At 32.1% G+C, this 15,221-nt stretch carries 14 protein-coding genes, 1 other RNA gene and 1 riboswitch; of the genes, 2 read left to right on the top strand and 13 right to left on the bottom strand.

Annotated elements, in window-relative coordinates:
• Positions 1-3 precede the first annotated feature (3 nt).
• The 8 genes from pstC to KQI85_RS09905 form a co-directional block, all read right to left on the bottom strand.
• Positions 4-855: a phosphate ABC transporter permease subunit PstC gene (pstC, locus tag KQI85_RS09940; protein WP_216575933.1), complete on the bottom strand. Its 852-nt coding sequence runs from the start codon at positions 853-855 to the stop codon at positions 4-6.
• On the bottom strand, positions 848-1,810 hold the full coding sequence (locus KQI85_RS09935; protein ID WP_216575932.1) for a substrate-binding domain-containing protein: 963 nt from the start codon (positions 1,808-1,810) through the stop codon (positions 848-850). Before KQI85_RS09935 ends, pstC begins: the two co-directional genes overlap by 8 nt.
• Positions 1,811-2,009: 199 nt before the next feature.
• Positions 2,010-3,086, bottom strand: coding sequence for a HAMP domain-containing sensor histidine kinase (locus KQI85_RS09930; protein ID WP_216575931.1), 1,077 nt, complete (start codon positions 3,084-3,086; stop codon positions 2,010-2,012).
• A 181-nt stretch (positions 3,087-3,267) separates the two neighbouring features.
• The gene (locus tag KQI85_RS09925; protein ID WP_216575930.1) at positions 3,268-4,038 is read right to left on the bottom strand and encodes a hypothetical protein; all 771 of its coding nucleotides are present in this window, start codon (positions 4,036-4,038) and stop codon (positions 3,268-3,270) included.
• 2 nt (positions 4,039-4,040) lie between these two features.
• A complete protein-coding gene (locus KQI85_RS09920; RefSeq protein WP_216575929.1) occupies positions 4,041-4,955 on the bottom strand; it encodes an ABC transporter ATP-binding protein in 915 nt (304 codons plus the stop codon).
• Positions 4,956-5,089: 134 nt separating this feature from the next.
• Positions 5,090-5,872 carry a response regulator transcription factor gene (locus KQI85_RS09915; RefSeq protein ID WP_216575928.1) on the bottom strand — a complete coding sequence of 261 codons (783 nt, stop codon included), beginning with the start codon at positions 5,870-5,872 and terminating at the stop codon, positions 5,090-5,092.
• Between the two features lie 307 nt (positions 5,873-6,179).
• Positions 6,180-6,800: an ECF transporter S component gene (locus KQI85_RS09910; RefSeq protein ID WP_253293827.1), complete on the bottom strand. Its 621-nt coding sequence runs from the start codon at positions 6,798-6,800 to the stop codon at positions 6,180-6,182.
• Between the two features lie 231 nt (positions 6,801-7,031).
• Positions 7,032-7,176: riboswitch (FMN riboswitch) on the bottom strand.
• A 68-nt stretch (positions 7,177-7,244) separates the two neighbouring features.
• A complete protein-coding gene (locus tag KQI85_RS09905; protein WP_216575927.1) occupies positions 7,245-7,445 on the bottom strand; it encodes a cold-shock protein in 201 nt (66 codons plus the stop codon).
• Between the two features lie 253 nt (positions 7,446-7,698).
• Between KQI85_RS09905 and pyrB the strand changes: the two genes are divergently transcribed.
• Both pyrB and KQI85_RS09895 read left to right on the top strand, forming a co-directional pair.
• Positions 7,699-8,619, top strand: coding sequence for an aspartate carbamoyltransferase (pyrB, locus tag KQI85_RS09900; RefSeq protein ID WP_216575926.1), 921 nt, complete (start codon positions 7,699-7,701; stop codon positions 8,617-8,619).
• Positions 8,620-9,045: an aspartate carbamoyltransferase regulatory subunit gene (locus KQI85_RS09895; RefSeq protein ID WP_216575925.1), complete on the top strand. Its 426-nt coding sequence runs from the start codon at positions 8,620-8,622 to the stop codon at positions 9,043-9,045.
• A gap of 65 nt (positions 9,046-9,110) precedes the next feature.
• On the opposite strand, the gene rnpB is transcribed toward KQI85_RS09895, so the two are convergent.
• From rnpB to KQI85_RS09870, 5 genes are all read right to left on the bottom strand, one after another.
• An RNA gene (gene rnpB / locus KQI85_RS09890) (RNase P RNA component class A) lies at positions 9,111-9,457 on the bottom strand.
• 137 nt (positions 9,458-9,594) lie between these two features.
• Positions 9,595-10,317 (bottom strand): ABC transporter ATP-binding protein, encoded by a 723-nt coding sequence (locus KQI85_RS09885; RefSeq protein ID WP_216575924.1) that lies wholly within the window; start codon positions 10,315-10,317, stop codon positions 9,595-9,597.
• A 131-nt stretch (positions 10,318-10,448) separates the two neighbouring features.
• Entirely contained in the window at positions 10,449-12,503 is a 2,055-nt protein-coding gene (locus KQI85_RS09880) for a hypothetical protein (RefSeq protein WP_216575923.1), read from the bottom strand.
• A gap of 4 nt (positions 12,504-12,507) precedes the next feature.
• Positions 12,508-13,704: a hypothetical protein gene (locus KQI85_RS09875; RefSeq protein WP_216575922.1), complete on the bottom strand. Its 1,197-nt coding sequence runs from the start codon at positions 13,702-13,704 to the stop codon at positions 12,508-12,510.
• A gap of 78 nt (positions 13,705-13,782) precedes the next feature.
• A complete protein-coding gene (locus KQI85_RS09870; protein WP_216575921.1) occupies positions 13,783-15,000 on the bottom strand; it encodes a hypothetical protein in 1,218 nt (405 codons plus the stop codon).
• Positions 15,001-15,221: the final 221 nt, after the last annotated feature.

Genomic DNA, 15,221 nt, shown 5'->3' with positions numbered 1-15,221 from the left:
GAATTATTTTGCCTCCTTACTCTTTAGCACTGAAAATGCAATATTGATTAATAATATGAATACAAATAATACAACACCTGTCGCAATGAGTGCTTCTCTGTGAAGATCTGCTGCATATCCCATATCCATTACAATATTGGTCGTAAGAGTTCTAACACCCTTTAATAGTCCTTTTGGCATTCTTGCCTGATTACCACATACCATAATTACTGCCATCGCTTCGCCTATTGCTCTACCTATTCCAAGAACTACTCCGGCAAATATTCCTGATTTGGCAGCAGGTACTACCGCTTTAAATACACTTCTCTCGTGTGTTGCACCAAGTGCAAGTGCACCTTCATAGTAACTCTCAGGTACAGCATTAATTGCTGATTCACATACTCCGATGACAGTCGGAAGTATCATTATCCCTAATAAAACAGAAGCGGAAAGGATGCTATACCCCTTTCCGCCAATATTCTCACGCACAAATGGTACTATAACCACAAGGCCAAAGAATCCATAAACTACTGAAGGGATACCTGCAAGTAAATCTATTACAGGTTTTAAAAATTTGTACAATCCTTTTGGACAAAACTTTGACATAAATATCGCTGTCAATATTCCTATTGGAACTCCTATAATTATCGCTCCGGCTGTAACATATAAACTTCCGACTATCATAGGAAAGATTCCAAATAATTCGCTTCCCGGTTTCCATACTTTACCAAATATAAACTTTACAAATCCTATCTTTCCTATTGCAGGAACGCCATTAGCAAACATAAATCCACATATAAGTGCTACTGCTACTATTGACGCACATGCTGCAATAAAGAATACTACCTTCATTAATTTATCTATTATCTTATTCATATATCTCTGACCACTCTGTTACTTCGCCTGTGAATGCTTTCATAATATCTTCTGATTTTAAATCTTCTGCAGGACAATTATTGTTAACGATTACTGCAATACCATCTTTTGCTATTACTGTTGGTGTAAGTCCGCTTTCTTTTTCACTATCTTTTAAGTCTCTTGATGCCATACCGATATCACATGCACCTTCGATAGCTGCCTGCATACCTGTTGATGAATCACTTTCCTGAATCTCAATTTCAGCTTTTGTATTAACTTTAAGATATGCTTCTTTTAATTTCTGCATAACAGGTGTTACTGATGAAGAACCAGCTATAACAATCTTACCTTCTGAATTATCACTTGTAAAAGCACCTTCTTCTGATACACTGATATATCCATTATCTGTGATAACTTCCTGTCCATCAGCACTCATGATGAATTTGATAAAATCTGCTGCAACTCCTGTTACATCACCTTTTGTTGCAATATTGAAAGGTCTTGATACTTTGTATTTATCACTCTTGATATTATCAACAGTTGCTTCAACTCCATCAACTTTTACTGCTTTTACTGTATCATCTAATGAACCAAGTGAGATATATCCAAGTGCATATTCATCACCTGCTACTGTTGTCATCATTACTGATGTTGAGTTAGTTACAACTGCTTCTTCTGTTGTCATATCAACTTTTTTACCGTCGGCATTCTTCTGTTCAATGCCCATAAGTTCTATGAATGCACCTCTTGTACCTGAACCATCTTCTCTTGATACTACTGTAATCTCAGAACTTGTATCAAAATCTGATTTTGAATCTTTGCTGTCTGATTTCTTATCTGTACCATCAATCGTTGTCTCCTGTACTGCTTTACCAGATTCAGTTCCTGTTCCATTAGCATCTTTACTGCCACATCCAACCATGGCTGTTGCCATAAGGATTACTCCCATTGCCATTCCGATAAATTTTCTCATTTTTAATTCCTCCATTATTATGTGCTTTGCACTTTTATTTCTTTTTCTTTACAATGCATATAATAATGGTCTTATGTAAAATCTATAATCATTCTTATGTAAAATCAATGTAAAATCTATAATTATTTTTTATTAATCACCTTTTATCACATACAATATTAATATTGTTTTGACAATCCACATATATTTAATTAACTCATTAATCTGAATCCCATTTTTTTAATTTTACTGTTATTATAAACCATGGTTCTTCATATTCTGCATAAACCTCGCCACCCATCTTATTTGCAAGGAGTCTGCTTATTGTAAGTCCAAGTCCTGAACTACTCTTATTGCGTGATTTATCTGTCATAAAAAATCTATCAAAAATATGCTTAATATCATACTCTGTCATACATTCTGTCCGATTAGAATATTCTATATATGCATAATTATCATCTTCATATACTTTAACTTTTAGTCCATCTGTCGCATATTTTAATGCATTACCTGTAAGATTGTTAACTATCCTTCCTATTGTATTCTCACTTCCACTTACCCATATTGGTCTGTCTTCTATATCAACATGAACTTCTATCCCTCTGTTTTCAAAATCCTGATAATATGAAAGAAGATGTTCGCTTACAATCTGTGTAATATTAACTTTGGTAAGTTCAATTACATAATTAATATCATTAAGCCTTGAATATTCATAGAACTGCTCGATTAGATTCTGCAGATTCTTAGAACGTCTCTCTACTATGTCTATATATGTCCATATATCACTTTTTGTATGTTCTATTGCTTCTACTCGTTGTGATTCTGATATATTATTATTCTCTCTAGTATCTTCCCTGCCTAATATTATGTCATTCTTCTTAACATTATCTTCTATTCTTATCTGTTCATCTCTAAGTGATTCTTTAATCAAATCCATATATCCAAGTATTGTTGTAAGTGGTGTTCTAAGATCATGTGATATATTAGCAATCTCCATCTTGAACTCCTGCTCTCTGTTAAAAAAAGTAATTCTTTCAACTCTCTTATTTTTAATATATTTATTAATATTTTTTACCAAATTCTCGTAATTACGATCTCCTATTGTACATGTTATAATCCTTGCATCTTCAACATCAGCTGCATTTTTATAATCTTCTGTAATATCTGATTTTGATTTTAATATCTTCTCAAGATACTTATTAAGTTTTCTTATCTCATTCTCTAACAGAAGAAAGCGTGTAGTTGAATACACGCTTATTAATGACAATATTATGATTATTACTATATATCCTTTCATATTAGCCACTTCCATCTTCATAATTGAATTTTTTATATTCGAATAACTTCAATATTTTCTTATTTTTATATTCGAATAACTTCAATATCTTTTTTATTTTTATATCCGAATATCTTTAATATCTTTTTTATTTTTATATCCGAATAACTATTTTATATCTTTCTTATTCATATCCTAGTACCTATTTAATATCTTTTTTTCTCATAATAGCATAACCTACTACTAATGCTCCGATAAAATAGATAGCTACTGTCAATATCATCTTCCAAGTTGAATTACCAATCTCCCATGCACATACTACTCTATATGTATATGTATCTGCATCAAATGTAGCTTCTAGAAATCTCACTGGTGAAAAGTCTCTTAACTTAGATATAAACTTATACTTCATTCCTACTACTGTAGCAATCTGTGGCATTAATGAAAGTATAAAATATGATACACCAACTGCTGAAAGAGAATTTTTAAATACTATATAGCATGTATGAACAACTGCTGCCATCGCTACAAGTACTGGCAACTGCTTTAGCATAAGCATACAGTATGCACTCATAGCTTCTGTATCAAAATCACCTGCCATAAGTGATGTCATAAGTATTATGAACAAGTTAATAATTATATATGATATTATACATGTTACTATCTCAGCTATAAAACGTCCAAAGAATATTACTCCTCTTCCGCTCCCTGATGATATACTGCTCTTAAATATATGATATTTACCTTCATCACCCTGTGCACATGACATAATCCATATTACCATATAAGTACACATTCCAAGTGTCTGTGCTATGGATGCATATATCATTCCTGCTCCGAGTCCATATTCCCTAGTTACATCAGTTGCTGCATATATCGCAAACGCCAACACTGCTAATATCACTCCCATTGATATATACAGGCTCTTCGTTCTTTTTATTCTATAGAATTCACTTCTTATATAATTAATCATAATTATTCCTCCCCCATAAGTGACATATAATATTTTTCAAGATTAATAGATTTAAGATAGAGTGATTTTAAACCAATTCCATTAGTCACTATCTCACGACTTACTAACTCACCATCATCTATTCTGTCATATATATTAATTACATTACCTGGAAGAATCTTGTAATTAGTTATCCCTAACTGTTTTTCAAGTATTATAACAGCCTTGCTAACATCTGATACTATCATCTCTAGATATGTCTCACATTTTTCACTTAATTCCTCTGCTGATATCTGTTCAACAAGCTCGCCTTTTTTAAGAAAACCATAATAGGTTGCAATATTGGAAAGTTCAGGAAGAATATGGCTTGATATAACTATAGTCGTATTCTTTTCTCTATTTACTTTTAGAATTATATTTCTGATATCTATAATTCCTTCCGGATCAAGTCCATTAATTGGTTCATCAAGGAGCAGCAATTCAGGTTCTCCCATAAGTGCAAGTGCTATTCCAAGTCTCTGTCGCATACCAAGTGAGAATTTACCAAACTTCTTCTTACCTACTTTATCAAGCCCAACTTCTTTTAATACTTCATCAACAATCTCTTTACCTGGTATTCCTCTTTGGATTCTAAAATACTCAAGATTCTGTCTTGCTGTCATAAATGGGAAAAATCCAGGTTCCTCTATGAGTGAAGCTACCCTTCTTCTAGCTTCATTCTTCTTAGAATATTCGCTCTCATCAAAGATTGTATATTCACCTGATTTTTCAATTGTAAGCCCAGACAGAATTCTTAAAAGTGTCGTCTTACCAGCTCCATTATTACCTACAAGACCATATATCTGTCCCGGTTTAACCTGAATACTTACATTGTTAAGAACCATCTGTCTGCCATATTGCTTACTAAGATTAGTCGTTGTAACCGCATTATTATACATATCTACTCATCCTCTCGTTGTTTATTACGAACTATATATTATCATCTAAGATTTAATATGTCTTAAAAAAAGTTTAAAGAAAGTTTAAAGTTTAAATTGCATATTATATCATTTTTTATCATATATAGATTTATCTAACATGCTTTAAAGCCGATTCCCCATACAGTTTTTATATATTCTTCTGTATCATGTTCTGCTATCTTTTTGCGGATATTACTTACATGTACATTAACTGTATTATCTTCACCATAATATCCATTTTTCCATACACTTTGGTATAGCATCTCTCTTGAATATACTTTAGATGGATTAGAGAACAATAATACCATTATATCAAATTCATGTGCTGTAAATGAGACTTGTTCTCCTTTTATAAATACTTCACGCCCTGCTGATTGTATATGAATATTCTTATATATAACATCTGAATTGGTATCTGACATATTGCTATCTGACATATTGCTATTCGCTATATTGCTATTTGCTATATCAGAAAAAGATTTATCATCACAATTCATTAAAGTATCATTTTTAATATCATTACTTGCACCAAGCTTAGTATATCTTCTAAGCTGCGAATTGACTCTTGCTATTATCTCTTCATTCTCAAAAGGCTTTGTTATATAGTCATCCGCACCAAGATTAAGTACCTCTACTTTATCTTCCATTGCGCCCTTCGCTGACAATACAATAACAGGAATGTTACTCACTTTTCTAAGTCTTTCTATAACTTCTTCACCAGTAAGTCCCGGAAGCATAAGATCTAATATAACAAGATCGTATGTATTCATATTAATAAGTAATTCTGCTTCTGTTCCCGAATAAGCACTTGTAACATCATGTCCTTTTTTCTTCAATATAGTAGATATCAGTCGGTTTATATCCTGATCATCATCTACCACTAGTATTTTTCCCATAAAAAAATGTCCTCCGATCATATTCTATCAGAGGACATTTTATCATACTATTTTTTTGTCGTCAAAATTTGACTTGTTATCTTAAACCGTTTGTAATTATTATATTTATTAATGTCTGCCAAACCATTTAAATATCTTAACTATTGTCTCAACTACTTTCTTAACAACTTCTACAACTTTATTAACAACATTTTCATAATCTCTTACAATTAGTTTGACGATAAAGATAGTTGATATTCACATTGTAATCTATTCTCATATAATTTATTATCTCTATTAATCTATTATCAGTGTTGTCTGATTGTTCCTATTGATTAATTATCTTAATCAGTGGTTTATATATAAGAATTGTAATTAACACACATATAAGCCCTTTGCAGAATGTAAATGGCATATTGAATACAACAAGTGCCTGTAAAAGTCCATGAATTGATGGCATAATAGCCTGATACATTCCAAGTACTGCCTCTTTGGGCCATACTGTAAAATATAAAGGATATATTACAAAATAATTTGATACAACACTAACTAATGCCATTGTAACTGCACCTGCTATACCTGCAATAATCGCACCTTTCTTAGTTCTGTTATGCTGATATATATATCCACATGATAATGTAAGTGCTGCTCCAAGAATAAAGTTAGATAATTCACCAATCCACATTGAACTTGATACTAACATATGCACTATATTCTTAATAAGACATACTGCAACGCCATATAAAGGTCCCATTGTAAATGCTGCTATTACTGCTGGAAGTTCTGAAAAATCAAGTGATATAAAACTTGGCATAAATGGAAGTTTAAAACTCATTGTCATATACAATACAACAGAAAGTGCTGCAAACATACCTGTAACTGTAATTTTCCTTACATTCACCTTTTTTACTTTCTTTTCCTTTTCATTAATTTCTACATTCATATCCATTTTTCTTTTCCTCCTGAAAAAAATATTTATATCAAAAAACAATAATACTCGTTTCAGTTTGTCTAATTGTTCATACGAAAAAGCCCTGTGCATAAACACAGGGCTTTTTAATCTGTCATATAAAATAAAGCTTTACTGTATATTAAAAAGCATTAATGATCAGATATCTAAAATCTTAGTTCCGATTATATAATTCTAATTCTTAATTACAACTATCTTCATCTTACAACAGTCTTACTTCTTTCATCCGGACTATACCGTTGGTCTGGGAATCACACCCAATCAGCTGTGCTAACACAGTTCGCGGACTTATGCAACCATACATTCACCGCCAGTCGAGAATTGGCAACCGCCTCACTCTGCCCTGAAGTCATATTAAATTGTTTTTTGTTACTACTATTATAGCAACTTAAATATAATATTGTTATTGTTATTATTACAATATTATAACTTTGTTACGTTAGCAGCCTGTGGGCCTTTTGCGCCCTGTGCAATTTCGAACTCAACTGAATCCCCATCACTTAACTGTTTGTAACCATCCATGTTGAGTGCTGAAAAATGTACAAATACATCATTACCTGCTTCATCACTGATGAAACCAAATCCTTTTTTAGCGTTGAACCACTTTACTGTACCTTTTTGCATAGCTAAATCTCCCTCCCCAATTACTTAATCTAATTGATGTAAACACTTTATCACACTAATTTTTAGATGTCAATATTTTTTAATATATTTTTTATTTTTCCTTAATATTTTGGTACATTTAGCCAATTATTCAGTTAATTAATTGGTATGTTTTGCAAAACAAGTTTTTCATTTTGTACATAAAATTTAAAATTTATTGTTGTAGTTTCATAAAAAAAAGAGTATTATAAAAAAAAACATTTAGGAGGATATTATGAGACATTTACTTAGTCCATTAGATTTTTCAGTCGAGGAGATTGACAAACTATTAGATCTCGCAAACGATATGGAAAGGAACCCTTCAAAGTACAGCGAACTTTGTAAAGGTAAAAAGCTTGCAACCCTATTTTACGAACCTAGTACAAGAACAAGACTCAGTTTTGAGGCTGCCATGATGAATCTTGGTGGTAATGTTATTGGTTTTTCTTCAGCAGCATCAAGTTCTGCTTCTAAAGGCGAAAGTGTTTCCGATACTATTAGAATTATCTCATGTTATGCTGATATATGTGCTATGAGACATCCCAAAGAAGGTGCTCCATTAGTAGCTTCACTTCATTCTTCAATTCCTGTTATCAACGCAGGTGATGGTGGTCACCAGCATCCAACACAGACTCTCACAGATCTACTTACTATCCGTTCATTAAAAGGTCGTCTTAACAACCTTACTATCGGTCTGTGCGGTGACTTAAAATTCGGAAGAACTGTTCATTCACTTATTAATGCACTTGTACGTTATACAGGTATCAAATTCGTTCTTATCTCACCTGATGAATTAAAAGTCCCTGATTATATCCGCCAGGATGTTCTTGATGCAAAAGGAATTGAATATAAGGAAGTTCAGAGTCTTGACGATGCTATCGCAGACCTTGATATCTTATATATGACACGTGTTCAGAAGGAACGTTTCTTCAACGAAGAAGATTATCTTAGAATGAAAGATTTCTACATACTTGACAAAGCCAAGATGGCACTTGCCAAACCTGATATGTTAGTTCTTCATCCACTTCCAAGAGTTAATGAGATATCCGTTGAAGTTGATGATGATGAAAGAGCTGCTTACTTCAAGCAGGTTCAATATGGTGTATATGTAAGAATGGCTATAATCGCTACATTACTTGGTCTGGAGGTAAAATAAATGTTAAACGTAGGAAGTCTTAATAACGGTTTTGTATTAGATCATATAGAAGCTGGAAAAGCTATGGAGATATATCATTACCTTGGTCTTGATAAACTTGATTGCTGTGTTGCTATTATCAAGAATGCCAAGAGTAATAAGATGGGTAAAAAAGATATTATTAAAATTGATGGTGGTCTTGATGTCGTAGATCTTGATATTCTTGGATTTATCGACCACAATATCACTGTTAATATTATAAAAGATGGTGTAATTGCAGAGAAAAAATCACTTTCTCTACCTAAGACAATTACTAATGTCATCAAATGTAAAAATCCTAGATGTATAAGCTCAATCGAACAGGAGCTTAAACAGATATTTGTCTTAACAGACGAAGAAAAGCAGGTATACCGTTGTAAATATTGTGAGGAGAAATATTCTCTCTAGCTGATAATTTATAAAAAAGAGACATATGTAAATGCACATAATGCGCAAATATATATGTCTCTTTTTGTATGAGCAGAACTGTAAGCCGGGTTATGTCGTGAATGATCATCTATCTGTTACTACTGTTACCAATAGTCTTAAGCGACCTACCTGAAAACGTGACGGGCAGCCACATAGTTCTCTATTCGGTCTTGCTTCGGATGGGGTTTACATATGCCCTCTTTGTTACCAACGAGGCGGTAGTCTCTTAAACTGCCCTTCCACCCTTACCACTTGCGTGGCGGTATATTTCTGTTGCACTAGCCTTGGAGTCACCTCCACCGGACGTTATCCGGCATCCTGCCCTATGAAGCCCGGACTTTCCTCACCTGCACCCTTTCGTCTGTACAAGCGCGACCATTCATCCTACTCGAATTTCTATTCTAACACCCGAACCATATTTTGTAAAGTTTTATTTTCTTACTTCCAACCAACTAAGCCACGTTAATCTAATAATTAACATGAGTATAATACTATTCTGTTAGATTAGAAAATATATACACTCTCTAATCATTTTACATAATTAAGAAATGCATCTTCTAAGCTAAATCTGTCTGACGGATTAATCTCATTCTTAGTAAGTTCATCAACCGTTCCCTGAACCATTATCTTACCATTTTTCATAATAATTACACTGTCAGCTATGCTTTCAACATCGCTTACAACGTGCGTTGCATATATTATTATTCTGCCTTTTGCAGTCTCTTTAAGATACTTTCTAAAATTATTACGTTCCTTAGGATCTAATCCTACTGTTGGTTCATCAAGTATTATAATCTTAGGATCTCCAAGAAGTGCTTGTGCAAGTACTACTCTTTGCTTCATACCTCCAGAGAAACCTCTAATCTTCTTATTACGCACCTGTGTAAGATTAACAGTCTTAAGAATATCTTCTATCTGTTTCTTAGCATCCTTACGCTTAATCTCTTTAAGTTCTGCTATATATGTGAGATATTCAAGTGGTGTAAAATCTTCATACAAAGCCTGCTTCTGTGGCATATAGCCAAGCAATCTTCTGTAATCTGCGCCAAGTTTTAATATCTCTTTATCATCAAATAGAATCTCACCTTTTTCTCTCTCAACATTATCTGTGAGAAGTCCCATAAGCGTACTCTTTCCTGCTCCATTAACACCAAGCAGTGCATATATTCCACATTCAAGATTCGCTGTAAATGAATCAAGAGCCACAAGATCACCATACGTCTTGGTAAGATTCTTTATCTCAAGCTTCATAATATCTCCCCTTTCAATTATTCTTATTTACATGACATTAGTCAAAATATCTATCACTCACTTGTCAACTATCTCATCTTAGATCTTTTGACTTTTTCATCATCTAATCTGGCATTTGTCACCTTATAATTCTAACTAATCTTCTTCCATGACATTCTGCTTAATATAATTGCGATTATCCCTGGTATTATAATAACAGGATAATATTTAAGTACACCTATAGCACTCACTATTATCATAATAACACCGGATACGAAAAAGCTCTTCCAATTATTTTTTAACAATATTGATGCACACTTTACAATCTCGTAAGCTGACAGAATAACCATATATCTTATAAGTAAAAATAGCACAAGATATATACCAATACTAATATGCAATTTGACATCTGACAACATCATTATACTCTGTACAGGATATGAAAGTCCGCTTAAGCCATACGAATATACTACTATTCCTATCTTAATTCCATAGAATATAAGATACATAAGAGTTATATAACCTATCTCTACGGATGTTCTTAGTCTATATACTCTCTTACATCCATCTGCAATACTTCTATAAAGTGAATACATCTGATTCTCTATATCTTCTGAATAATCTCTGTGCATTACAAGTACAAGAACAATAAACATAAAGAGAAGTCCATATCTCTCTGTCTTCTCCATATCTTCTCCAAATAGTTCATCATAACCTCTTTGTACTATAATCTTACCATCTATTCCACGCTCTGCACTAAGATTATCAAGATATTCCATATTCGCATCAATATATTGCAATTCTTCCCTTAATGACTGACTGCCTTCCATAAGTGTTATATACATTGCATAATCTTCATCACTTATAGCATTAGTACCATCACTATTACCTGAAGTATCCGATGTATTAGCATTATCTCTCTGTTCTCTGATTGCATTAAACTGCTCGTCCATAACATTCAATCTGTCTCTTATATCTTCACGCTCTTTTTGTGCATCAGCATTGACATCACCAATGTACTTTCTACAATAATCTTCATACATACGCTCGCCAACAGTATATGATTTGTTATCAATCTTACTATTATATACAGACATTATGCCTGCTGCTATAATGAATACAATTCCTGCACGAAGTATATATATCTTATAGATTTCTTTTCCTCGTATACTTCTATTGGCTATCCACTGGTGAAAATCTCTCATACATCTTACAGCCCATCTCTCAAGTCTTCCTCCACCAGAACAAGGTCTTTGCCTGTCTCTATTCCACAATAGAACAGTTGTGAACACAAGAATTGCAAGTACTGCCACAATTAATATAAGTATATTGCGATTGATTATAAAACTGCCCATTCCCCAGTTAGCATAATATGTATAGTATTCTTCCGGCATAAATACTGTCGCTGCATTAACATACTTAAAGATATTCATAACTGAATGTTCCGGTATAAGATATTTACATAATAATTCAATTACGCTCATACTAATTACAAGAATATAGCTTAACAGCCTCTCTTTAAATATACTAAAAGCCATAAGAATAAAAAGAGCTACTATAAATGTTCCTGCACCAGCCAAAATAAGATATATTACAAGGAACTCCCACTTATTAATAATATAAGGAAAGTGTTTAAAAAGAAGACTTGTCTGAACTACAGATGACATATCCTGTATTCCACCATATTTTACTAATGCAATCACTAACTGTGTTCCTGTGAATAATAACTGAACCAGATATGATGTCGCAAGCAGTGCAAATATTCTCTTAACTTCAGCTCTTTTTCGATGTATCGTCTCTGCATAAGTTACTTCCCACAATCCATTCTTGCGCTCAACTAATAATTCTTCTGCTACAACTATAAGCAATATAAGTACCAATATATATCTTAGTTTCCATGACATAACCTGTTCTAATGCAGTATCATTAGTCTCTTCTAACTCTATATTTCTGCACTTTGCAAACACATTCTTAGTTCTCTCAATATTCTTTGATGAATATGAATTCTGTTTAGCAAAAATACTTATTCCACTCATTGTATCTGCAGAATTCAGTGTAGCTTCTATATACATTGAATAATCATCAATATATTCTTTTTTATCATATTGATTAATTATCCCACTGCTGCCAAATAGAATTCCATTAAATATAAGCATAACAATAAGAATAATTGTCCATCTACTCTTCCATAAATGTCTAAATTCCATCTTGTCACTCCTTCTTAGTAAGACCAGTTACCTCTATTGGCATCCACTCATTACAGGTATCTCCCTCATCTGAATATATATTGCTTTTATCAAGCATATAATACCCTTTCGAACTTATAAGAAACATATACTTATCGTCTCCATATTCAACTGTTGCTTTTCTTTTATCATCATCAGCTATTACTCTTTTTTTAATATTTCCATCATTATCTATCACATATATTTTTCGCTCATCATCAACTTCAAGAATAACATCCTGAAAATTATCTACATAAATATACTTACCATCATATGCTATTCTGCTTAGTATTAAGTTCTCATCACTATATATGCATTCTGATGTCATATCATCTAGATTAGCTTTATATACATTGCCTCCACATTCATGATAATACAATTCATTATCATCAACATTAACTGCATAGTCATCTATATTCTTATCAGATACTGCTTTAGTCTCATCACTTTCTTCATTATACATATATAGCTGATAATTCATCTCTACTGATAATGGATCTTGTGCATTATACTCATCAGAATAAAATTTAACATAATAGACATTGTCATCATATGCTTTCAGATGAGTTATGATTGGTGATGCACCCTCGATACTATCTATTTTTTCCGGTTTTGCATTTTCTTTTAATTCAACTTTATATAGTTCTGCCATTCCCTCTGTTGTATTAGCTGCTATTGAATAGTATGCATATCCATTATTCATAATAAGTTCTACGATCGCTTCTGTATTCTCAGATAATCGAATAACCGGTTTTCGCATAGTTGAATCTGATGATATCTGTGTAAGATATAATCCCTTTTTATCTATTTTTTGAAGCACAAAAACACAATCTCCATATGTCCATACTTTTTCATTTTGATAAACTGAAGAATAGTATGCATTACAATCTTTGTCTGTCTCTATTGTATTATCATTATTTATTACATGTTTACAATCTGGCTTATTACATAGAAGTACTGATTTCTTAGTATTCAGATCATAAAATGTCATATAATCTGTATATCCCCAATAATAATATCCACTCGTGTTACTTGCAAAAAATTTTCCTGGAAAATATTCACTTTTATCTTCTGTATTAACTGATATTGACTCCATATTTTCTAATTTTGTACTTTGATTGCATCCTGATAGACCTGCAACTGCTATCGTAATTCCAAGAGCTACTATTTTTTTGTATCTCATCATATTATCCCCTTTTATTTTTATTTTTTTCTTATAATAACTTAACATTTTTCTCTAAATGTGCTATTTTTCACACTATCATTCCCACTCTATCTGTTTCCATTCTTCCTGTGTAATTACATCGTTATTGTTCTGATTCAAACTATCTTTGCCTATATAATTCCAATAATCATATGTATAATTAAACAGATATTTGCTATCACCACATTCAAATATTCCTTTATCAAATGTCACCGGACACTCTATCTTCTTAACAATATTTCCATAAGAGTCTATAGCATATATTTTTCGGTCAATATCTCCATCACATATATATGTCTGCAGATTATCAATATATATATTAGTTCCATCATACATAAGTTTACACAATATAAGATTATTATCACTATATATCTGTTCTGTCTGCAAAGTATTCAAATCGCACTTATACACTGCTTCTCCACATCTATGGTAATATAGAACATTGTTGACTGTATCAACAACATAATCATCTATATTCTCATCTAGTACATCGCTAATTGTCTCTGCCTTTATATCATACTTCTTAAGTTCATAAGACATCTTAGCATCAAGTGGATTATTAAGTGATTCACTATTACATGTAAACTTCACATAATATACTTCATCTTCATATCCTTTTATATGCATTATTATAGGCGATGTTCCCTGTATCTCATCTATCTTTATTGGCTTAGCATCCTTTTTAAGCTGCACACGATACAATTCTGATACAGCAATATTGTCTTTCATACTCTCAATTGCGAAATAGCAATATCCTCTATGTAATATAATATTATTAAGACTTTCCTCCGAAGTATTCTCAGTAAGGCATAGCAGTTCTTCCCTGTAATGCCCATCCTCAGCTATCTGAGTAAGATATAAACCTTTTTTGTTTACTTTTTTTATAAGAAAAATACTATTTCCATACGTTAATATATGATTCTTAGAATATTCATCTGAAAAATATCCATTACACTTAACATCGGTTGTAACCGAACCATCTGCGTCATACTTATGCTCACAATCCGGTCTGTTACATAATATTACTTGTTTTTCTGATTCATTATCAAAATACATCATGTGCTTTTTATCTATATTCCATGTATAATATCCAGTATCAGTATTAGCTATTAATCCTGATGCAAAATTATTACTTTTATCCTCTGTATTAGTTGTTACTTTTTGTAAATCTTCTAGCGATGATTTCTTATTTCCACAAGAGCTTATAATCATTACAAGCATTATCATAGTTACTATTTTTATACTTTTGCTCTTTTTATATATTTTTCTTTCCATAACAATCCTCCCATTTTTAATATTTTTGATATTCTTGTAATCAATTACTCTTTAATTATATATACCGTTTTTTTCATAGTCAAGTGACAGAGTAGTAAACTTTTAATGTATCATTATGCTATTTACTTTTTTAGATATTCGCCGATATCTATACCGTACAGATTTTATATCTATTTAATACATATTTAAGGAGGTAACACATGCTTTTATTTTTATATCTA

Source organism: Falcatimonas sp. MSJ-15, from assembly GCF_018918265.1.
Classification (GTDB): Bacteria; Bacillota; Clostridia; order Lachnospirales; family Lachnospiraceae; genus Falcatimonas.
Note: the sequence above shows the minus strand (reverse complement) of the source record. Positions and strands in the feature narration are given on the sequence as shown.

Bases quoted from the DNA above. Each gene is read 5' to 3' on its own strand.
- pstC (WP_216575933.1), bottom strand. From the start codon at position 855: ATGAATAAGATAATAGATAAATTAATGAAGGTAGTATTCTTTATTGCA.
- KQI85_RS09935 (WP_216575932.1), bottom strand. From the start codon at position 1,810: ATGAGAAAATTTATCGGAATGGCAATGGGAGTAATCCTTATGGCAACA.
- KQI85_RS09930 (WP_216575931.1), bottom strand. From the start codon at position 3,086: ATGAAAGGATATATAGTAATAATCATAATATTGTCATTAATAAGCGTG.
- KQI85_RS09925 (WP_216575930.1), bottom strand. From the start codon at position 4,038: ATGATTAATTATATAAGAAGTGAATTCTATAGAATAAAAAGAACGAAG.
- KQI85_RS09920 (WP_216575929.1), bottom strand. From the start codon at position 4,955: ATGTATAATAATGCGGTTACAACGACTAATCTTAGTAAGCAATATGGC.
- KQI85_RS09915 (WP_216575928.1), bottom strand. From the start codon at position 5,872: ATGGGAAAAATACTAGTGGTAGATGATGATCAGGATATAAACCGACTG.
- KQI85_RS09910 (WP_253293827.1), bottom strand. From the start codon at position 6,800: ATGGATATGAATGTAGAAATTAATGAAAAGGAAAAGAAAGTAAAAAAG.
- KQI85_RS09905 (WP_216575927.1), bottom strand. From the start codon at position 7,445: ATGCAAAAAGGTACAGTAAAGTGGTTCAACGCTAAAAAAGGATTTGGT.
- pyrB (WP_216575926.1), top strand. From the start codon at position 7,699: ATGAGACATTTACTTAGTCCATTAGATTTTTCAGTCGAGGAGATTGAC.
- KQI85_RS09895 (WP_216575925.1), top strand. From the start codon at position 8,620: ATGTTAAACGTAGGAAGTCTTAATAACGGTTTTGTATTAGATCATATA.
- KQI85_RS09885 (WP_216575924.1), bottom strand. From the start codon at position 10,317: ATGAAGCTTGAGATAAAGAATCTTACCAAGACGTATGGTGATCTTGTG.
- KQI85_RS09880 (WP_216575923.1), bottom strand. From the start codon at position 12,503: ATGGAATTTAGACATTTATGGAAGAGTAGATGGACAATTATTCTTATT.
- KQI85_RS09875 (WP_216575922.1), bottom strand. From the start codon at position 13,704: ATGAGATACAAAAAAATAGTAGCTCTTGGAATTACGATAGCAGTTGCA.
- KQI85_RS09870 (WP_216575921.1), bottom strand. From the start codon at position 15,000: ATGGAAAGAAAAATATATAAAAAGAGCAAAAGTATAAAAATAGTAACT.